This is a genomic window from Pseudomonas putida (genome assembly GCF_001976065.1).
GTDB lineage: Bacteria > Pseudomonadota > Gammaproteobacteria > Pseudomonadales > Pseudomonadaceae > Aquipseudomonas > Aquipseudomonas serbica.
The window spans coordinates 234,140-252,343 of the sequence record NZ_MNAH01000007.1; the positions used below are offsets into that span (position 1 = coordinate 234,140).

18 protein-coding genes and 1 tRNA gene are annotated in these 18,204 nt (G+C 59.7%); 12 read left to right on the forward strand and 7 right to left on the reverse strand.

Translation table 11 applies throughout. The features are described from left to right. Window positions 1-156: 156 nt before the first annotated feature. Window positions 157-978: a c-type cytochrome gene (locus BKX96_RS23135; protein WP_077185560.1), complete on the reverse strand. Its 822-nt coding sequence runs from the start codon at window positions 976-978 to the stop codon at window positions 157-159. A 597-nt stretch (window positions 979-1,575) separates the two neighbouring features. Between BKX96_RS23135 and BKX96_RS23145 the strand changes: the two genes are divergently transcribed. The 3 genes from BKX96_RS23145 (at window position 1,576) to BKX96_RS23155 (ending at window position 5,768) form a co-directional block, all read left to right on the forward strand. Continuing rightward, window positions 1,576-2,781, forward strand: coding sequence for an acetyl-CoA C-acetyltransferase (locus tag BKX96_RS23145; protein ID WP_077185561.1), 1,206 nt, complete (start codon window positions 1,576-1,578; stop codon window positions 2,779-2,781). 24 nt (window positions 2,782-2,805) lie between these two features. Beyond that, complete coding sequence (locus tag BKX96_RS23150; RefSeq protein WP_077185562.1) at window positions 2,806-4,950, forward strand: 3-hydroxyacyl-CoA dehydrogenase NAD-binding domain-containing protein; 2,145 nt, start codon at window positions 2,806-2,808, stop codon at window positions 4,948-4,950. A 95-nt stretch (window positions 4,951-5,045) separates the two neighbouring features. Continuing rightward, the gene (locus BKX96_RS23155) at window positions 5,046-5,768 is read left to right on the forward strand and encodes an amidotransferase (protein WP_046816151.1); all 723 of its coding nucleotides are present in this window, start codon (window positions 5,046-5,048) and stop codon (window positions 5,766-5,768) included. A gap of 52 nt (window positions 5,769-5,820) precedes the next feature. Here BKX96_RS23155 and BKX96_RS23160 read toward each other — a convergent pair whose 3' ends face one another. The 3 genes from BKX96_RS23160 to BKX96_RS23170 all read right to left on the reverse strand — a co-directional run bounded on the left by BKX96_RS23160 (window position 5,821) and on the right by BKX96_RS23170 (window position 8,554). Then, complete coding sequence (locus BKX96_RS23160; RefSeq protein WP_046816152.1) at window positions 5,821-6,792, reverse strand: magnesium and cobalt transport protein CorA; 972 nt, start codon at window positions 6,790-6,792, stop codon at window positions 5,821-5,823. A 145-nt stretch (window positions 6,793-6,937) separates the two neighbouring features. Beyond that, window positions 6,938-7,660, reverse strand: coding sequence for a lysophospholipid acyltransferase family protein (locus BKX96_RS23165; protein WP_077185563.1), 723 nt, complete (start codon window positions 7,658-7,660; stop codon window positions 6,938-6,940). A gap of 204 nt (window positions 7,661-7,864) precedes the next feature. Continuing rightward, a complete protein-coding gene (locus BKX96_RS23170; RefSeq protein ID WP_077185564.1) occupies window positions 7,865-8,554 on the reverse strand; it encodes a crotonase/enoyl-CoA hydratase family protein in 690 nt (229 codons plus the stop codon). A gap of 309 nt (window positions 8,555-8,863) precedes the next feature. Here BKX96_RS23170 and BKX96_RS23175 point away from each other — a divergent pair. The 8 genes from BKX96_RS23175 to BKX96_RS23215 all read left to right on the forward strand — a co-directional run bounded on the left by BKX96_RS23175 (window position 8,864) and on the right by BKX96_RS23215 (window position 13,776). Beyond that, window positions 8,864-8,953 (forward strand) — tRNA-Ser (locus BKX96_RS23175). Window positions 8,954-9,152: 199 nt separating this feature from the next. Continuing rightward, a complete protein-coding gene (locus BKX96_RS32500; protein ID WP_143512462.1) occupies window positions 9,153-9,377 on the forward strand; it encodes a hypothetical protein in 225 nt (74 codons plus the stop codon). Beyond that, window positions 9,374-9,694: a YbjQ family protein gene (locus tag BKX96_RS23180; RefSeq protein ID WP_046816155.1), complete on the forward strand. Its 321-nt coding sequence runs from the start codon at window positions 9,374-9,376 to the stop codon at window positions 9,692-9,694. The genes BKX96_RS32500 and BKX96_RS23180 overlap by 4 nt, the downstream gene beginning before the upstream one ends. A 143-nt stretch (window positions 9,695-9,837) precedes the next feature. Further along, window positions 9,838-10,026, forward strand: a complete 189-nt coding sequence (locus tag BKX96_RS23185; RefSeq protein WP_046816156.1) for a hypothetical protein — start codon at window positions 9,838-9,840, stop codon at window positions 10,024-10,026. A gap of 1,148 nt (window positions 10,027-11,174) precedes the next feature. After that, window positions 11,175-11,543 (forward strand): hypothetical protein, encoded by a 369-nt coding sequence (locus tag BKX96_RS23195; protein ID WP_046816163.1) that lies wholly within the window; start codon window positions 11,175-11,177, stop codon window positions 11,541-11,543. 113 nt (window positions 11,544-11,656) lie between these two features. After that, complete coding sequence (locus BKX96_RS23200) at window positions 11,657-12,124, forward strand: glycine zipper domain-containing protein (RefSeq protein WP_046816164.1); 468 nt, start codon at window positions 11,657-11,659, stop codon at window positions 12,122-12,124. Window positions 12,125-12,231: 107 nt separating this feature from the next. After that, window positions 12,232-12,450, forward strand: coding sequence for a hypothetical protein (locus BKX96_RS23205; RefSeq protein ID WP_046816165.1), 219 nt, complete (start codon window positions 12,232-12,234; stop codon window positions 12,448-12,450). Between the two features lie 627 nt (window positions 12,451-13,077). After that, window positions 13,078-13,776: an HAD-IA family hydrolase gene (locus BKX96_RS23215; protein ID WP_077185566.1), complete on the forward strand. Its 699-nt coding sequence runs from the start codon at window positions 13,078-13,080 to the stop codon at window positions 13,774-13,776. Window positions 13,777-13,803: 27 nt separating this feature from the next. On the opposite strand, the gene BKX96_RS23220 is transcribed toward BKX96_RS23215, so the two are convergent. Continuing rightward, a complete protein-coding gene (locus tag BKX96_RS23220; protein ID WP_046816167.1) occupies window positions 13,804-14,550 on the reverse strand; it encodes a 3-oxoacyl-ACP reductase family protein in 747 nt (248 codons plus the stop codon). Between the two features lie 126 nt (window positions 14,551-14,676). Here BKX96_RS23220 and BKX96_RS23225 point away from each other — a divergent pair, with 126 nt between their 5' ends. After that, on the forward strand, window positions 14,677-15,600 hold the full coding sequence (locus tag BKX96_RS23225; protein WP_077185567.1) for a LysR family transcriptional regulator: 924 nt from the start codon (window positions 14,677-14,679) through the stop codon (window positions 15,598-15,600). Window positions 15,601-15,716: 116 nt separating this feature from the next. Here the strand turns inward: BKX96_RS23225 and BKX96_RS23230 are convergent, their stop codons facing one another. Continuing rightward, window positions 15,717-16,445 (reverse strand): aspartate/glutamate racemase family protein, encoded by a 729-nt coding sequence (locus tag BKX96_RS23230; RefSeq protein WP_046816169.1) that lies wholly within the window; start codon window positions 16,443-16,445, stop codon window positions 15,717-15,719. Window positions 16,446-16,501: 56 nt separating this feature from the next. Then, a complete protein-coding gene (locus BKX96_RS23235) occupies window positions 16,502-18,043 on the reverse strand; it encodes an NCS1 family nucleobase:cation symporter-1 (RefSeq protein ID WP_077185568.1) in 1,542 nt (513 codons plus the stop codon). Window positions 18,044-18,204 lie beyond the last annotated feature (161 nt).

Sequence of the window (18,204 nt, forward strand, 5' to 3'; positions counted from 1 at the left end):
AGCCCGGCTTGCCGGCGAAGGCGTCCTTAAACATTGCACTGGTCTTCCGTGCACCTTCCGTTGTAGGAGCCCGGCTTGCCGGCGAAGGCTGCCTTGAGTCTTGCGGCGAATTCCCGGGCGCCTTCGCCGGCAAGCCGGGCTCCTACAGGGTCGGTGTCAAGGTTTAACCTTGCGCCTGGCCATGTGCTGCAAATACCCCACCAGCATCCGCAGATCCTCATCCGGCAACACCTCGGCCGAGAACCCCGGCATCTTCGCCTGCGGCCACTGGCGCAAACTCTGCGGATCGCGGATATAGCGCTTGAGGAAGTCCGCGCCGAAGTACTCGGTGGGGTTATACGGAATGTTCAGGTCCGGGCCGAACTGCGCATCCCCGGCGCCATTCAAGCGATGACACGCCAGGCAGTTTTTCTGAAACAGCGCAAAGCCCTGGTTGACCGGGTCATCGGCCTTCAGCGCAGGATCCGGCAGCAGGGCAGGGAAGCGCTCTGCCACCGGGGCCATGCGCTTGATGCTGGCGACCTCGAACGGCCATTGTTCCGGGCTGATGTTGCCCGCCTGCGGGTCAGTCCAGACCAGGTAAAACGGCCCGGCGCTGTGCTTGCCTTGCGCCAGCGGTGGCCATGGCTTGGCGGGGTCTTCGATGGCCAGCCAGGCACGTGCGCCCTCGGTGTTGAGCAGCGGTGCGGCCGAAAGTTCGGCGGCAAAGCCGTCCAGCGCCACGGCTTGCAGGTGGTCGTCAGGCTTGATGTCGGTCAGCAGCGCGGCCAGCGGCACGGCGCGGTAGGTCATGTCACGCTTGTAGGACACGTCATTGCTGATGCTGATGGTCTGCACCTGAGGGTGCTTGAGCAGCTCCTCGGTTTGCCACGTGCGACCGGTCGCGCCCAGCTCCAGGTTCAGCTGTGCGGCATGTAGAGGCGTGCTGAGCAGCAACGCCCCGACCACTATGAGCATTTTCAAAAGATCGCCATCCATGTCGTGCAAGTGCCGCAAAGGTTGGCACAGCTACGTTGGCCCGGGAAGGAAGCCAGTCACATTTTTACGTGGCGATAAGACTTCTGGCGCCGTATTCCAAAAACGGCTATCCGATTACCTTGGTCAGGTTCGGCAAAATCAACAACAGAGTGGTGGCGAAAAGAATGAGCCCGGCTTGACGAACTTTCGATTGTTTGAACATGGCTGACCGCCTTTTTTTTGTTATTTCCTGATGCCTGCCTGCACATCTCCTGACGGCAAACGCTGCACTTCCTGTAGGACGAGCGCCTCGGCAAAACCCGACGACAACTTCGTACACCTTCACCTTAGAGCCCGCGTCACGCTTGGTTTAGATCCATTTAGTATGGTGTTAACGCAAGATGCTATTAAAAAGGCATGAGGCCTATTGCCAGCTTCTTGGGCGGCCTTTTGCTAGACACCTGCGTGTCCTGAACCGGTTCACTGGCGGCTGGACGACCGTCCGTCTGAGCGTGAGCGTCAACGTCCTTGAGCGCTGCGGTCATTGAATCGCCGGCCGCTCGGAATAAGGTGGAGGCTCTTTGGAAGATCGCAGCCACCATCAGGTTCGAGGACGTCATGACCCAAGCCTTTATTTTCGACGCGTTACGTACGCCCCGTGGCAAAGGCAAGGCCAACGGCGCCTTGCACGGCGTCAAGCCGGTGAGCCTGGTGGCCGGGTTGCTCACCGCGCTGCAACAGCGAACCGACCTTGACTCCAGTCAGGTTGATGACGTGGTGCTCGGGTGCGTGACGCCGATTGGCGATCAAGGTGCTGACATCGCCAAGACTGCGGTCCAGATGGCGGATTGGGATGTCAGCGTGGCCGGTGTACAGATCAATCGTTTCTGCGCCTCGGGGCTGGAGGCGGTGAACCTGGGGGCGATGAAAGTCCGTTCCGGTTTCGAGGACCTGGTGGTGGTCGGCGGCGTCGAGTCCATGTCGCGAGTGCCCATGGGCAGCGACGGCGGGGCATGGGCGCTGGACCCGGAAACCAACCTGCGCAGTCATTTCATTCCCCAGGGGGTGAGCGCCGACCTGATTGCCACGCTGGAAGGCTTCAGCCGGCAGGACGTCGATGCCTACGCGCTGCACTCGCAACAAAAAGCTGCACGGGCGCGGGCCGATGGCTCGTTCAAACAGTCATTGGTGCCGGTTCAGGACCAGAACGGCATCATCCTGCTCGACCATGATGAGTTCATCCGTGCTGAATCGACCCTGGAAGGCCTGGGCAAGCTCAAGCCGAGCTTCGAAATGATCGGGCAAATGGGTTTCGACGCCACCGCGTTGCGGGCCTACAGCCATGTGGAGCGGATCCATCATGTCCACACACCCGGCAACAGTTCCGGGATCGTCGATGGCGCGGCGTTGATGTTGATCGGCTCCGAAGCCAAGGGGCGGGCGCTGGGCCTGCAGCCACGGGCGCGGATCGTCGCCACGGCGGTTACCAGCACCGATCCGACCCTCATGCTCACCGGCCCCGCGCCGGCCACCCGCAAGGCGTTGGCCAAGGCCGGGCTGCGGGTCGAAGACATCGACCTGTTCGAGGTCAACGAGGCGTTTGCCTCGGTGGTGCTGAAGTTCGTCAAGGACATGGCCGTCGACCCGGACAAGGTCAATGTCAACGGCGGGTCCATTGCCATGGGCCACCCGTTGGGCGCCACGGGCTGCGCCATTCTCGGCACGCTGCTCGATGAACTGCAGGCCCGGCGCCTGCGTTATGGCCTGGCGACCTTGTGTGTCGGCGGCGGCATGGGCATCGCCACCATCATCGAACGCCTCTGATCCCGCACTTCAAGGAACCTGTTCATGAACCAAGCCATTCGCTACGAAAAAGGCCAGGACCAGATCGTCGTGCTGACCGTCGACATGCCCGGCCAGAGCGCCAACACCATGAATGCGGTCTACCGCGAGGCCATGGCTGACTGTGTCGCCCGCCTGGTAGCAGACAAGGACAACATCGCGGGTGTGATCATCACCTCGGCCAAGAAAACCTTCTTTGCCGGCGGTGACCTCAATGAGCTGATCAAGGTCGACAAAACCCAAGCCAAGGCGTTCTACGACAGGGTTCTGACCCTCAAGGGGCAATTGCGCACCCTGGAAACCCTTGGTAAACCCGTGGTCGCCGCGATCAATGGCGCGGCGTTGGGCGGCGGCTGGGAAATCTGCCTGTCGTGCCACCACCGCATCGCGCTGGACGATCCCTCCGTACAACTGGGCTTACCGGAAGTGACCCTCGGCCTGCTGCCGGGCGGTGGCGGGGTAGTGCGTATGGTACGGATGCTCGGCATTGAAAAAGCCCTGCCGTACTTGCTCGAAGGCAAGAAAGTCCGCCCGCAGCAGGCCTTGCAGGCGGGCTTGATCGATGAACTGGCGACGGATCGCGAGGCACTGCTGAGCAAGGCGCGCAGCTGGATCATTGCCCACCCGACGGCGGTTCAGCGCTGGGACGTGAAGGGTTACCAGATTCCCGGTGGTACGCCGTCTAACCCGAAAGTTGCACAGATGCTGGCGATTGCGCCGTCGATCCTGCGCAGTAAAACCCAAGGTACGCTGCCGGCGCCGGAGAAAATCCTCTGCGCTGCGGTGGAGGGCGCCCAAGTGGATTTCGACACGGCGCAACTGATCGAAACCCGTTATTTCACCGAGCTGACCACTGGCCAGGTCGCGAAAAACCTGATCGGCACCTTCTGGTTCCAGCTCAACGAAATCAATGCCGGAGGTTCGCGTCCGCAAGGTTTCGCGCCCCATGTGACGAAAAAAGTCGGGGTGCTCGGCGCCGGGATGATGGGGGCGGGCATCGCTTTTGTCAGCGCGTCGGCCGGTATCGATGTGGTGCTCAAGGACATCACCCTGGCGGCGGCCGAGAAGGGCAAGGCGCACTCGACGGCATTGCTGGACAAAAAAGTGGCGCGCCGGCAGATCAATGCCGAGCAGCGTGAAACCGTGCTGGCGCGCATCCATACTACCGACAGCGATGCCGACCTGGCAGGTTGCGACCTGATTATCGAAGCAGTATTCGAGGACCGTGAGTTGAAGGCCAAGGTCTCCTCGGCCGCGCAAAAAGTCGTGGGTGCGGATGCGGTGATTGCCTCCAATACCTCGACCCTGCCAATCAGTGGGTTGGCCACTGCAGTGCCCGACCCGAGCAAGTTCATCGGCCTGCATTTCTTCAGCCCCGTGGAAAAAATGCCGTTGGTGGAAATCATCAAGGGCGCCAGCACCAGCGAAGAGACCCTGGCTCGTGGCTTCGATTTCGTCCTGCAGATCCGGAAAACCCCGATCGTGGTCAATGACAGTCGTGGTTTCTTCACGTCCCGGGTGTTTGGCACTTTCACCAACGAAGGTATTGCCATGCTCGGTGAAGGCGTCTGCGCGGCGATGATCGAGACCGAGGCGCGCAAGGCCGGCATGCCGGTCGGGCCGCTGGCGATCGCCGATGAAGTTTCCCTGAGCCTCATGAACCACATCCGTCAGCAAACCGCCAAAGACTTACAGGCAGAAGGCAAGGCGCTGATCGACCACCCGGCGTACGCCGTGATTGACTTGCTGCTCAACGAATACAAGCGTCCGGGCAAGGCCGCCGGGGGGGGATTCTACGAGTACCCCGGGAGAGGCCAAAAACATTTGTGGTCGGAACTGAAAACCCGCTTCGAAAAGGCCGATGGGCAAATTTCGCCAAAGGATGTGCGCGATCGCCTGCTGTTCGTGCAAGCCATCGAAACCGTACGCTGTGTGGAGGAGGGCGTGCTGACCTCCACGGCGGATGCCAACGTTGGCTCGATCTTCGGCATCGGTTTCGCCACCTGGACCGGTGGAGCACTGCAGTTCATCAATCAGTACGGGGTCAAGGACTTCGTTGCCCGCGCCCAGTATCTGGCCAGGCAATACGGCGAGCGTTTCGCACCGCCGGCCTTGTTGCTGGAGAAAGCCGCCACAGGGGAGGCTTTTTAGGGATCGGTGACACGCTGCGGGGCTTGCCTTGTCACGGTGTTTCAAGGCAGGCTCTGGGGGTGTGCATTATTCCCATCACGTGTCAGGTATTTTTTATGTCGTTACGCATCTGCATTCTGGAAACCGACATCCTGCGTCCGGAATTGGTTGACCAATATCAGGGCTACGGGCAGATGTTCAAACACCTGTTTTCGCAGCAACCCATCGCCGCCGAGTTCACCGTCTACAACGTGATGCAGGGCGAGTATCCCAGCGATGACCTGACCTTCGATGCCTACCTGGTGACCGGTAGCAAGGCCGATTCCTTTGGCACTGACCCGTGGATCGAAACCCTCAAGGCTTACTTGCTCAAACGTTACGAGCGCGGCGACAAGCTGCTGGGCGTATGTTTCGGCCATCAGTTGCTGGCGCTGTTGCTGGGTGGCAAAAGCGAACGTGCGACCCAAGGCTGGGGTGTCGGGACCCATAACTACAAGCTCGCCGCCAAGGCACCATGGATGAGCCCGGTGCGCGAAGAACTGACCCTGTTGATCAGCCACCAGGATCAGGTCACCTCGCTACCGGAAAACGCCACGGTCATTGCCTCCAGCGATTTCTGCCCGTTTGCCGCCTATCACATCAACGATCAAGTGCTGTGCTTCCAGGGGCATCCCGAATTTATCCACGACTATTCCCGGGCGTTGCTGGAAATTCGCCAGCAGGCGTTGGGCGAGCAGATTTATTCGAAAGGCATGGCCAGCCTGGAGCAGGAGCACCACGGCACGACCGTCGCCGAGTGGATGATGCGTTTTGTGGCGCACAAGCCAGAAACCGTTTAAAAGCTTCGCCGGCAAGCCGGCTCCTACAGGGAGTTGGATTGCCAGCGATTCCCTACAACCACCCCGACTTCTTGAAGCTCGCCCACAAACCCGTACACCCCACCGCGATAAACCCCAACACTGCGAAATACCCGTAATGCCAGGTCAGCTCCGGCATGTTCTGGAAGTTCATTCCGTAGATCCCCGCCACCGCCGTCGGGAACGCCAGGATCGCCGCCCAGGCCGCGAACTTGCGCTGCACCACACTCTGGCGTGAGGCCTCCAGCAACACCCCGACCTCGATGGTCTGGCTGGCAATGTCCGCCAGGGTCGTCAGGTCTTCCATCTGCCGCGTCACATGAATCTGCACATCGCGGAAATACGGGCGCATGTTCTTGTCGATAAAGGGGAAGCTCAGCTTTTGCAGTTCCTCGCCGATCTCCACCATCGGCGCGGCAAACCGGCGCAAGCGCAATACATCGCGGCGCAAGCTATGGAGCTTTTGAATGTCGCGCTCATTCAGTGAGCCGCACATCACGTTGCGTTCCAGCTCATCGATCTCGGCATGGATCGCTTCGCCCATTGGCTGGTAGTTTTCGATGACGAAATCGAGGATGGCATAGAGTACGAAATCTTCCCCGTGCTCCAGCAACAGCGGACGCGCCTCACAACGCTGGCGGACATAAGCGTAGGACGCCGAATGACCGTTGCGCGCGGTAATGATGTAGCCGTTGCCAGCAAAGATATGCGTCTCGATGAACTTGAGTTTGCCTTCTTCGCGAATGGGCGAATAGGTGACGATGAACAGCGCATCGCCAAAGGTTTCCAGCTTCGGGCGGCTGTGTTTTTCCAGGGCGTCTTCAATGGCCAGCTCATGCAGGTTGAACTGGCGTTGCAGGTTGTACAGCTCCTCTTCATTCGGCTCTTCCAGGCCGATCCAGACGAAGTGCCCAGGCTTCGCAGCCCAGGCCGCGCCTTCGTCGAGGGTTATATTGGTGACTTTCTTACCGGCGCTGTAAACCGCAGCAGCAACAACTCTACCCATGATGTTGATTCACTTCTTCTTGGCAGCGTTCAGCTTAGCCTTGTCTGCTACTTGAGAGTCAGTGAAATTTTGCGGTGTGCCAATCCGGCTTGCGGGCGAAGGCGGCCATTCAGTCGATGGATCTATCGGCTGACAGACTGCTTTTTCAAGCAGCCTGCAGTTGCCGATCCATCGATTCAATGCACTCGCGCATCTGCTCGCGGCACTGGGCGATCAGCATGGGCATGTCATCCAGGCTCAATCCTGCCGTAGGAATGGCCGGCAGGGAGCGGATCAGAATTTTCCCACTGCGCCAGCGGTTCAATCGCATGTGTTTGACGTAAGTGCTGACACACACCGGAACGATCGGTACCCCGGCCGCTATGGCCATCTGGAAGGCGCCTTTCTTGAATGGCAACAACGCTTCGCCCAGGTTGCGCGTGCCCTCCGGGAAAACCCAGATCGAAGTGTCTTCATTCTGCAGGGTATGGGTGGTGGTCAACATCGACCGGCGCGCTTTCTGCGCATTGCCGCGGTCGATCAGCACATTGCCGGCCAGCCAGAACAACTGACCGAACAATGGCACCCATTTCAGGCTTTTTTTACCAATGCACACGGTTCGGCGGGGCACCACATTGCCAAACACGAACAAATCGTAGTTGGACTGGTGATTGGCAATGATCACGCAGCTGTCGGGTTGATCCATCAACGGCCCGACTTCGGCTTTTACCCGCAGGCGCAAGATGCACATTGCCGGCCACGCATAGAGGCGCGCGCACAGGCGGCTGTTGTCCGGATTGAACGGGCGACACAGGCCAAGCACCACGCCCAACACACCCGCCACAATAAAGTGCAGACCCATCAATGACATACGTAAAGCGAACAGCATTTGCAGGCCCCACCGGGACAAAAGGTGGCGCAGTGTACGGATGTGCACTGTTTTCGGCAATTGCCGCTATATAGGCGGGAGAAGGACGATGTTTAAGTGCATGTTTCCGACTGGTGGGTCAGACTTGTCCTAGAGCGGTCCCAGCGTTTTCAACGCAAAAGCCCGACACGACGGTCGGGCTCCCGGGTTAATGCAGCATCGGGCTCAGCCCAGATGTTCCTGATCCTGGATGATCGCGTTGTCCAACGCGTCCAGCAGCGCCTTGCGCGCTTTCAGCTTGGTGTTCTTGTGGGCCGTCATGTTGATTTTCTTCAACTGTCGAGCCGCCGCGAGCGCCGCGCCTTGCAGTTCTTCAGCCGCGACCACGACATCCAGGTAACCGGCAGCCACGGCGCTTTGCGGGTTGAACATCTCAGCGTTGACCACGGAACGCTGGAACGCCGATTTGCTCAGGCGATCGCGGGCAATCTCGATACCGGCGTGGTGCATGGTCATGCCGATCTGCACTTCGTTCAGGCCAATGCTGAAGGGGCCATCGACACCCAGGCGATAGTCCGCCGACAACAGCAGGAATGCACCCTTGGCCACCGCATGCCCAGGGCAGGCGACGACGACCGGGAAGGGGTGCGACAGCAGGCGACGGGCCAGCGTCGAGCCGGATGTCACCAGCGATACGGCTTCCTTTGGACCGGAGGTCATCACCTTCAGATCGTACCCGCCCGAGAGAATCCCTGGCTGACCGGTAATGATCACCACCGCGCGATCAGTCACTGCCTGGTCCAGCGCAGCGTTGAACGCCGCGATCACGTCCGGAGAGATGGCATTGACCTTGCCGTTGCTCAAGGTCAGGGTCGCGATACCGTCTTCGAGGTGGTAGGAAATCAACTCACTCATGACGCTAGTCCTTTCAATAAAGTAGGGCAGAAGTTACTCACCGGCATCGGCCAGGTAAAGCGCCGTGACTGACTCGCCAGTCACCCTTTTCCCGCTCGTCCAGCGTCACCCGGCACGCCTGCCGCGGATCGCCTGCTATATAGAGGTGGGGTGCCAGGCCGAAGATTGGCCGGTTTGCCATTAGCCTGGGCAACCAAAAACACCCAAGCGCCTTAAGCGCATGAAAATTCTCAAAAAAATGTTTGCCAACAGAAAAGCTTTCGACTACATTAGCGCGCCTCGACAGACAGAACATGTTTGAAGAGATACGGTGAAGTGTCCGAGTGGCTTAAGGAGCACGCCTGGAAAGTGTGTATACAGGAAACTGTATCGAGAGTTCGAATCTCTCCTTCACCGCCACATTCGATGTAGACAGAACCCCTGGTTTCGAGAGAAGCCGGGGGTTTTGTGTTTTTGGGCGTGTCAAATTACGCGCGTGCAGAGTTGCGTCAGGTCACAGAGCGAAGACAATTCTGAAATTTTCGTAGGAAACGGGATCGGCGTGTGGGACGTCATCCGGAAGAATCAAATGGATAGCTGCTTTCATAGGGGCTGCCACTTGAAACAAGTCGCCTGGGAAATGGGTATTGGTTTTATGTTTTCCGGGTGCACAATAAATGACAGCCCCCAACGCGACCCACTCCAGGATGGAAAGGTAACCGCCATGCAGGAATTCACCATGAAGCAGGCCGAACTTGAAAAGGTCCATGTGAAAATCGTCCAGCTGATGGCTGAACAGCGCAAGCTGAACGCCGAAGCGGGCAACAACAAGGACATTCCATGATCACGACGACAACCCACACGGTCGAAGGCCGACACATCACTGCCTACCTGGACATCGTCAGTGCCGAGTCCGTCCAGGGCGTCAACGTTGTCCGCGACCTTTTCGCCGGGATGCGGGATATTTTCGGTGGACGCTCCCAGACCCTGGAGCGGGCGTTGCAAGAGGCGCGTATCCAGGCCACCGACGAGATCAGGGAGCGAGCGCGGGCACTGCAAGCGGATGCGGTGGTAGGGCTTGATTACCAGATCAGCATGCCCGCCGGGAAGGGCGGCATGGTTGTGGTTTTTGCGTCCGGAACGGCGGTCAGGCTGGGGTGAAAGTTCCTGCCCATTCGTCGGGCATTCGCTCATCTGAACTACAAGTCCGTTAATGACCGGCTAGTCTCAGAATCCTTGGTGATCGATATTTTTCGTGCAAAGGGCTTGCCGGTGTCGATCGCGTATTTGAGAGGGGTGAAGCGATGACTGAACCGTATATCGAAGACGACGGCGCAGAATATCCGATCAACAACTACGTTCAGTGCGGCCAGACGGAGTACGTGGCCAGCTTCGGCGAAGACCAGGCCAAGGTCCTCAAGATAAAGACCAAGGCTTGTCGAGTGTTGAAGGGGAAATTCCTACCCAAGCTTACAGAACCGGCCAGGCAGTAAATTGTACCCGCGAGCAAACCCCTGTTCACTTTAGGTTGGAGGGCTCCAGGTGCATATTTGGATCAGGTGTATATCCATTCCTGCGGTAACGGCCACCTATGGTTTCGCTCTTACAGCGAGTCACTTGGAAAAGCCCCAAGTAACCAAGGGCTCTTGCCCCTGACGTTCGGTGCCTCGCCGTGGCTCGGCATACCCTCGCTCTGGTCCTGCTCCGTGGGCCCGCCGCGATGGGCCATCCTTGGCCCAGCGCGGCTAAACCGGCATCCATGCCGGTTTACCCACTGCGCAGAACCTCCACTCGGCCTCTCGAGGGGGCAAGAAAATCAAAAGCCAAAGCAAAAGAGAGGCGGCCTGACAGCCGACCTGATTAAGGGACCTGTCTACGATCCAATTGTGAGAGCTCGCTCCTTCAGGGAAACGTGTTCACTAGAATTCAGGTCGGCTGTCAGGCCGCCTCGCTTTGCTTTTGATCGTGGCGCCCCGTTAAACCACGATGGCCGAACGCAGGCATTGCGTAGTGGGTAAACCGGCAGGACGCCGGTTTAGCCGCGCTGGGCCAGGGATGGCCCATCGCGGCGACCCACGGAGCAATGCCGGAGTGAGGGCATGCCGAGCCTAGGCGAGGCACCGAGTGGTGGGGCAAGAGCCTTTTGGTTACTTTTGGGCTCTTCCAAAAGTGACTCGCTGTAAGAGCGAAACCATAAGTGGTCGTTACCGCAGCAATGGATATCCCCCCAATCCAGTTCTTAACAACCCCATGCTTAAGTGAACAGCATTACGTCATCGAACGGGATTTTTGTGTGTGTAGGAGCGAGCTTGCTCGCGATGGATTTGAAGGCGACACGTTCCGTCGGGAAACACGCGTTATCGTCAGCGTCCATCGCGGGCAAATGTGAATGAATATTTAATTGGGAGAGTTTTCACAAACTTTTCACAGGGCGCTACGTAGGCTCAACTCATCCGTTAGAAGCAACATCCTGCCCGTTCCCCAGCGGGCTTTTTTTTGCCTGCCATAAAACCTTTTCCAAAAATGCTGTCCAACCGTCGCTTACAACGGGTTTGAGCGCGCGCATGTCTGGACTTTGTCTCCTCTAAAGCATTCAATCTCGCCCCTTTGAATTTCATCCCCTATTTTTGAGGTTTCTGTCATGCGTTTTACACTGCCTGCTCTGGTTCTGGGTCTTCTGGTTGCTCAAGGTGCAATGGCCGGCGACGGCACGGCTGCCATCGGTGGCGGCCTGGGTGGCGCACTGGGTAACGTCGTTGGTCAGAGCATGGGCGGCAGCACCGGTGCCGCGATTGGTGCTGGTGTCGCAGGCGCAGCCGGCAGCGCGGTTGCTGCCAAGAAAGGCCACCGTACCAGTGCTGCCATCGGTGGTGGCGTTGGCGCTGCCGGTGGTTCGGTGATCGGCAACAGCCTGGGTGGCAAGACCGGTTCGACCATCGGCGCAGGCCTGGGTGGCGCGTTGGGCGGTGGCGTAGGCAGCAATCTGGCCCACGGCCACAAGCGTCACTGATCCTTAAGGGTTCACGACAAAAGCCCGGCTCGATGCCGGGCTTTTGCGTTTTTGAACGTTTCTGCAGTTAACGCCTCGAATGCTTCATACCCCCGAAGAATGCGAGGCATACCATGACCCCGAAAACCAAAGGCAATGCAGTGCGATACCCAGGTACTCAACGCTTGACGTTGCCGGCGCTTGTTTTTGGATTGTTGTTTACACCGTTCGTACTGGCGGCAGGAGACGGTACTGCAGCAGTTGGCGGTGGCATTGGCGGTGCATTGGGCAACGTAGTGGGCGGACAAATGGGCGGCAGCACAGGCGCCGCGGTTGGTGCTGGTGTCGGCGGCGCCGCCGGTAGTGCAATCGGCGCACCCAAGGGCAGTCGCACCGAAGCCGCACTGGGTGGTGGCTTGGGTTCGGCGGGTGGCTCGGTGATTGGCAACAGCCTGGGCGGCTCCACCGGTTCAACCATTGGTGCAGGCCTCGGTGGCGCGGCCGGTGGTGCGGTGGGCAACAATCTGGGCAGCGACAATGGCGGATCCCATTCCGGTGGCGGCCATAAACACAAGAACAAACATAAAAACAAGCATCACTGACGGCATCGATCTGCGATGTAACCGATGGTCTCTTTGATCGAACCTGACGATCGACTATCCCCTCCAACGTTCAGGGCCTGCTTTTCAGGCCCTTAGAGAGGTGTCTTATGCACGCTGATCCAAAAGTCTCCGACATCGACGAAACCCCTGAATACCCCCTGCCTTCGCCCACCGATTCCTTGAGTCGGGATCAGCGCCCGCCCGATGATGAGCCCGGGGTCGAGCAGGTTCCCAATGATGATCTCAAGCGCGCCGACCCTGATGTCGAAGCAGACCCGAGTGATCCGGACATTGCTGGCGAGGATGCCTCCGGCGAGCCAAGTTGATCCGCGTCTTCGTGCGAGACCGTCTGTCGAATGAATGGCAACCACGCCATCGCGCTGCTGCCAGACATAAGGTATGCAACTCGTAAAGGAGACGCACCATGACCAGGTCAAGATGGATGGCCCTCACAGTGGCTGGTCTGTTGTCGCTCGGGTCAGGCATGGCACTTTCCCAGTCCTCTGGCAACGATGCACCCGTCGACAAGGGCGGGATGCCACCGTCCACCGAAATGAATGCAGGCTCTGGCCCGGAGAATGCGCTGCCTCCCGGCTCCATCAATAAGGGCAATGCAGGCGATGCCAATGGGAGCAGCACCCGCCCGGAGACGGGAAATGGTTCGACCAGCGGTGGCGCTTCGATGGGGAGCGGTTCTGGGAGTGGGTCTGGAGGATCAGGTAGTGCTTCCGACAAAGGCTCAGACACACTGCCTGCGGATGGCAAAGCGGGCGGTTAGTCCGCTGAGGAATCAACCACAGTGAAATGACGAGCCCGGCGATTTGCCGGGCTTTTTGCGTCATCCTCCGTTGCTCTTGGTCGCGGCTGATCGTTATGCTGCTGAAACCTTTAATCTGTCGCGGAGCCGGCCGTACCTGAGCCGCCTGGGATGCCATGAAAACGGATCAGATGCGATGAATTTACCGCGCAAAGAGTTCGGCCCGATCAAGGCCGTGATTTTCGACATGGACGGCTTGTTGCTGGACACCGAGGGGATCTATACCGAGGTCACGGCCACGATTGCCGCGCGTTATGGACGCACGTTCGACTGGAGCGTGAAACAGAACATCATCGGCCGTGGTGCAGGTGATCTGGCGCGCTACGTGGTGCAGGCGCTGGACTTGCCGATCAGCGCCGAAGAGTTTCTGGTGATTCGCGAACCGCTGATGCGCGAGCGTTTTCCGACGGCGCAGGCGATGCCGGGTGCAGAACAACTGGTCCGGCACTTGAAGGCGCATAACATTCCCATTGCGGTGGGTACCAGTTCCTCGAGCCAGTCGTTCGGCCAGAAAACCACCTTGCACCGCGACTGGTTCGCCTTGTTCGATTTCATCGTCACCGCCGATGATCCGCAAGTCGGTGCGGCCAAACCGGCGCCGGATATCTTCCTCACGGCAGCGCGACGCTTGGGTGTCGAGCCGCAGGATTGCCTGGTATTCGAGGATTCGCCATTTGGTGTCACGGCAGCGAAAGCGGCGGGGATGACGGCGATTGCGATTCCGGATGCAGCGATGGCCGACGAAAAATACGCCCATGCTGATGGCATTCTTCGTTCGTTGAAGGCATTTGTGCCGGGTGCCTGTGGCTTGCCGGCACTGGACTGGGCGTCGTAGGAGCGAGCAAGCTCGCTCCTGCAAGAATCAGGCGCCAAAACCACCGTCGATGGTCAGGCTCGCACCAGTGATGTAGCCGGCTTCGGGGCCGACCAGGTAAGCCACGAAACTGGCGATCTCATCGGCCTTGCCGTAACGCCCGACTGCCATCAACGGAATAAGGCTGTCGGCGAAGTCGCCGTGGGCAGGGTTCATGTCGGTATCGACCGGGCCCGGCTGCACATTGTTGATGGTGATGCCTTTGGGGCCGAGGTCGCGGGCCAGGCCCTTGGTCAGGCCGACCAGCGCTGATTTGCTCATGGCGTAAGGGCCGCCACCGGCGAACGGCATGCGGTCGGCGTTGGTGCTGCCGATGTTGATGATCCGACCGCCCTCGGTCATGTGCTTGGCGGCAGCCTGGGTGGCGATGAACACACTGCGCACGTTGATGGCCAAGGTCTGATCGAAGTCTTCGAGCTTGAAATCTTCCAGCGGTGCAACAGCCAGCACGCCAGCGTTGTTGACCAGGATATCCAGCTTGCCAAAGGCTTCCACGGTAGCGTTCACGGCACCACGAATGGCATCGGCGTCGGCGCTGTCGGCCTTGATGGCCAGGGCTTTACCGCCAGCAGTGGTGATGCTGTCTTGCAATTCCTCGGCCTTGGCCGTGGAGCTCACATAAGTAAAGGCGACAGTCGCGCCTTCAGCGGCCAGGCGTTTGACGATGGCTGCGCCGATGCCGCGGGAACCGCCCTGGATCAAAGCCACTTTGCCACTGAGGTTCTGAGTAGTCATATCGATCTCCAAAATCCCGAGGCGAGATGTCCCGGTTGATGGAGCCTAGTATCGAATCAGGATTGCAGGCTGAGTAGGGGGTAATTGCGATAGTCTGTATAAACCAGAAGTTTAGAATGGCCCTCTATGGAAACCTTCAGCAGTATCGAATGCTTTGTACGCAGCGCCGAGGTTGGCAGCTTTGCCGAGGCTGCACGGCGGTTGAGCCTGACCCCGGCGGCCGTAGGTAAAAGCGTGGCCAAGCTCGAAGCGCGACTGGGCGTACGGCTGTTCCAGCGCAGCACCCGCAGCCTGACGCTGACCGAGGCCGGTCAGCTGTTTCTCGATGAAGTTAGCGGCAGCCTGCTCACGATCCAGAATGCCGTGGCCAATCTGGCCAGCGCCGAAGGTCGACCGGCGGGTACCCTGAAGGTCAGCATGGGCACCGTGTTCGGGCGTTTATACATCGTGCCGTTACTCGGTGAATTTTTGCGGCGCTTTCCCGCGATCAATCCGGACTGGCATTTCGATAACCGTCAGGTAGACCTGATCGCCCAGGGCTTCGATGCCGCGATCGGGGGCGGTTTCGAACTGCCGCAGGGTGTGGTTGCACGCAAGCTGACACCGGCCCATCGCGTGCTGGTGGCCTCTGCCGATTACCTGGCGGCGCGCGAAGCGATCCTTGAGCCTGACGATCTCAGGCTTCACGACGGCATCCTCATCCGCTCGCCGCAGACCGGTCGCGTGCGCTCCTGGCAGTTGACCAGCCGCACCCGGCAACACAGTCCCTTGACCCTCGACGCACGGATGACCATGAGCGATTCGGAAGCGGCTTGCGCCACGGCCGTCCAGGGTTTGGGCGTTGCACTGGTGAGCATGCCCTTTGCGGTGGGTTATCTGGAGGCGGGGACGTTGCAGCGGGTGCTGCCGGACTGGTATGTCGATGATGGCAATATTTCCATCTATTACGCCGAACACAAACTGCTGCCCGGCAAGACCCGGGCGTTTGTGGATTTCATTATTGAGCAGTTTGCGGAGCGAGGGTTGGGGCAGCGTTTTAGTGCGGTATGAACCAGGCGCCCCCTTCGCGAGCAAGCCCGCTCCCACATTGGATCTGCGGCTTGCACAAATCCCCTGTGGGAGCGGGCTTGCTCGCGATGAGGGCGACTCGGTTCAAGGTTGGGAATTCAGCGCCCAAACCGCCCCGGCCAGCCAATGATGTGCTTCGCCCGTGGCGTCGCATAAGTCCGCACCTTGGACGTCGACAACCCCAGTCGCACCAGTGATTCGGCGATGGTCACCGCCGCCGTCACGCCATCGATCACCGGCACGCCAGTACGCTGGCGGATCTGTTCATCCAGCCCGGCCATGCCGCCGCAGCCCAGGCAAATCACTTCGGCCTTGTCCTGGGTCACCGCCAGTTCAGCCTGATGCACGATGGCCTCCAGTGCGCGTTGCGGCTCGTGTTCCAGTTCCAGCACCGCCAGGCCGCTGGCCCGCACCGAAGCACAGCGGTCCCAGAGCCCGGACAGCTTCAGCCGATCTTCGATCAGCGGCACAGTGCGGTCGAGGGTGGTAACGACCGAGTAGGCGTGACCGAGAAACATCGCGGTGCTCGCGGCCGCATCGGTGATGTCCACCACCGGTACGTTGAGCAATTCCTGCAGGCCTTCGCGACCGTGTTCGCCGTAGCCGGCTTGAATCACGGCATCGAAGGGCTGGTCGTAGGCCATCACCCGGTCCATCACCGCAATGGCGGCCAGGTAGCTTTCGAAGTTGCCTTCGACCGAGTCGGCTCCGAAGTACGGCGTCAGGCCAACGATCTCCGTGCCGGGCGCGGCCACGGCCTGGGCCGAGCGGGCGATGGCCTGGGTAATGGATTCGGTGGTGTTGACGTTGACCACGAGAATGCGCATGGGAAATCCTTCTAGCGGGTGGTTCAGCGGCCCGATGCAACCGGGCCGCGAGGGAGTTAGTGGCTGACGTTGTCCACGGCGATTGCTTCACCGCTGACGTCGGCGTAGTGGGGTTGGCGCTTGGCGATGATCAGGTAGAGCATCCCGGAAATCCCGGCGCCGATCAGCCAGGAGAACGGCGACACCAGGTGGAAACCCGGTACCAGTGCCAGGACGATGGCGATCAGCGCGGCGGGAATGAAGGCCGCCACCGCGCGCAGGTTGACCCCGCGGCTGTAGTAATAGGCGCCGTTGGGGTCTTCGCTGTACAACTGCGGCACGTTGACCTGGCCTTTTCGCACCAGCCAGTAGTCGACCATGATCACGCCGTACAGCGGGCCGAGCAGGGCGCCGAGTCCGGAGAGGAAGTAGACGATCACCAGTGGGCTGTTGTAGAGGTTCCACGGCAGGATCAGCACGGCAATTGTCGCGCTGATCAGCCCGGCACGGCGGAACGTCAGGTACTTGGGCGCCAGGTTGCTGAGGACAAAGGCCGGGGCGACGAAGTTGGCCATGATATTGACCGCCACGGTGACGATCAGGAACGCCAGGCAACCCAGGACCAGGAAGAAGGTATTTGGGATCGAGGCGATGATCTCGGTCGGGCTTTCAATGATCCGGCCGTTAATCTGGAATTGCGCGCCACAGAGCAGGACTGTGATGGCGGCGAAGACCAGGATGTTCACCGGCAGGCCCCAGAAGTTGCCGACCTTGATGGTCTTGCGGCACGGCGCAGAGCGGGCGAAGTCGCAGAAGTTGAGGATCAGCGTGCCGTAGATCGCCAGCCACAACGCACCGCCGGCAAAGATATTGCGCCACATCTCGCCACCGCCCAGCGGCTCGCGGATCGACCAGGCGATGGTCGCATTGGCCTGGAAGTACATCCAGGCGGCAAGGGCGGCGACGGTGAGCAGGATCACCGGCCCGGCAAACCCTTCGTAGCGCCGCACCATCTCCATGCCATAGGCGAGGATCGCCAACTGCACCAACCAGATCGAGACGAAACACACCCAACCCAGTGTCGACAGACCGAGGATCGAGTCGTGGTCGTACTCGGCGAAACCGGGATGGATGGCGGTCAGCAACACCCGAAAGACCACCGAGGCCAGGTAGGTCTGGATTCCGAACCAGGCGATGGCGATCACAGCGCGGATCAAAGCGGGAATCTGTGCCCCGTGGATGCCGAAACTGATGCGGCTGATGACCGGAAACGGCACCCCGGTTTTCTGGCCCATGTAGCCCGACAGGTTCATGAAGCAATACACCAGCGCCGCGCCGATGCCCAGGGACAGGAGAATCTGCCAGCCGCCCAGGCCCAGGGCATAAAGGCCGATGGCAAACGAGTAGTTGGCGATGTTGTGCACATCGTTGGTCCACAACGCGAAGATGCTGTAGCGACCCCAGCGCCGGCCTTCCGCCTTCGTTGGCGCCAGGTCCTTGTTGTGCAGGCGGGGGCTGAGCACGACAGAGGATTCAAGCGATTGCCCAAAAGCTGTCTGGGTGACGTGGGAGGAGGGTAGATCCAGCGCGACATTGTTATTGGAGAGACTTGTACGCATTCCGGCAGGCTCCTGATGCTCGACGCCGCGATGACTGTGCTTGAGCCTTTGCTCGGCAATCTTCGTCGCGGGTGGCGAATATCATTGGTTACGGGGCATCTGCAGCCTGTACGGGATAGGGCGCTTCAGGCTTGCGGATCTAAGTGTTTTTATGTTTTGGA

Bases quoted from the DNA above. Each gene is read 5' to 3' on its own strand.
- BKX96_RS23135 (WP_077185560.1), bottom strand. From the start codon at position 978: ATGGATGGCGATCTTTTGAAAATGCTCATAGTGGTCGGGGCGTTGCTG.
- BKX96_RS23145 (WP_077185561.1), top strand. From the start codon at position 1,576: ATGACCCAAGCCTTTATTTTCGACGCGTTACGTACGCCCCGTGGCAAA.
- BKX96_RS23150 (WP_077185562.1), top strand. From the start codon at position 2,806: ATGAACCAAGCCATTCGCTACGAAAAAGGCCAGGACCAGATCGTCGTG.
- BKX96_RS23155 (WP_046816151.1), top strand. From the start codon at position 5,046: ATGTCGTTACGCATCTGCATTCTGGAAACCGACATCCTGCGTCCGGAA.
- BKX96_RS23160 (WP_046816152.1), bottom strand. From the start codon at position 6,792: ATGGGTAGAGTTGTTGCTGCTGCGGTTTACAGCGCCGGTAAGAAAGTC.
- BKX96_RS23165 (WP_077185563.1), bottom strand. From the start codon at position 7,660: ATGCTGTTCGCTTTACGTATGTCATTGATGGGTCTGCACTTTATTGTG.
- BKX96_RS23170 (WP_077185564.1), bottom strand. From the start codon at position 8,554: ATGAGTGAGTTGATTTCCTACCACCTCGAAGACGGTATCGCGACCCTG.
- BKX96_RS23180 (WP_046816155.1), top strand. From the start codon at position 9,374: ATGATCACGACGACAACCCACACGGTCGAAGGCCGACACATCACTGCC.
- BKX96_RS23185 (WP_046816156.1), top strand. From the start codon at position 9,838: ATGACTGAACCGTATATCGAAGACGACGGCGCAGAATATCCGATCAAC.
- BKX96_RS23195 (WP_046816163.1), top strand. From the start codon at position 11,175: ATGCGTTTTACACTGCCTGCTCTGGTTCTGGGTCTTCTGGTTGCTCAA.
- BKX96_RS23200 (WP_046816164.1), top strand. From the start codon at position 11,657: ATGACCCCGAAAACCAAAGGCAATGCAGTGCGATACCCAGGTACTCAA.
- BKX96_RS23205 (WP_046816165.1), top strand. From the start codon at position 12,232: ATGCACGCTGATCCAAAAGTCTCCGACATCGACGAAACCCCTGAATAC.
- BKX96_RS23215 (WP_077185566.1), top strand. From the start codon at position 13,078: ATGAATTTACCGCGCAAAGAGTTCGGCCCGATCAAGGCCGTGATTTTC.
- BKX96_RS23220 (WP_046816167.1), bottom strand. From the start codon at position 14,550: ATGACTACTCAGAACCTCAGTGGCAAAGTGGCTTTGATCCAGGGCGGT.
- BKX96_RS23225 (WP_077185567.1), top strand. From the start codon at position 14,677: ATGGAAACCTTCAGCAGTATCGAATGCTTTGTACGCAGCGCCGAGGTT.
- BKX96_RS23230 (WP_046816169.1), bottom strand. From the start codon at position 16,445: ATGCGCATTCTCGTGGTCAACGTCAACACCACCGAATCCATTACCCAG.
- BKX96_RS23235 (WP_077185568.1), bottom strand. From the start codon at position 18,043: ATGCGTACAAGTCTCTCCAATAACAATGTCGCGCTGGATCTACCCTCC.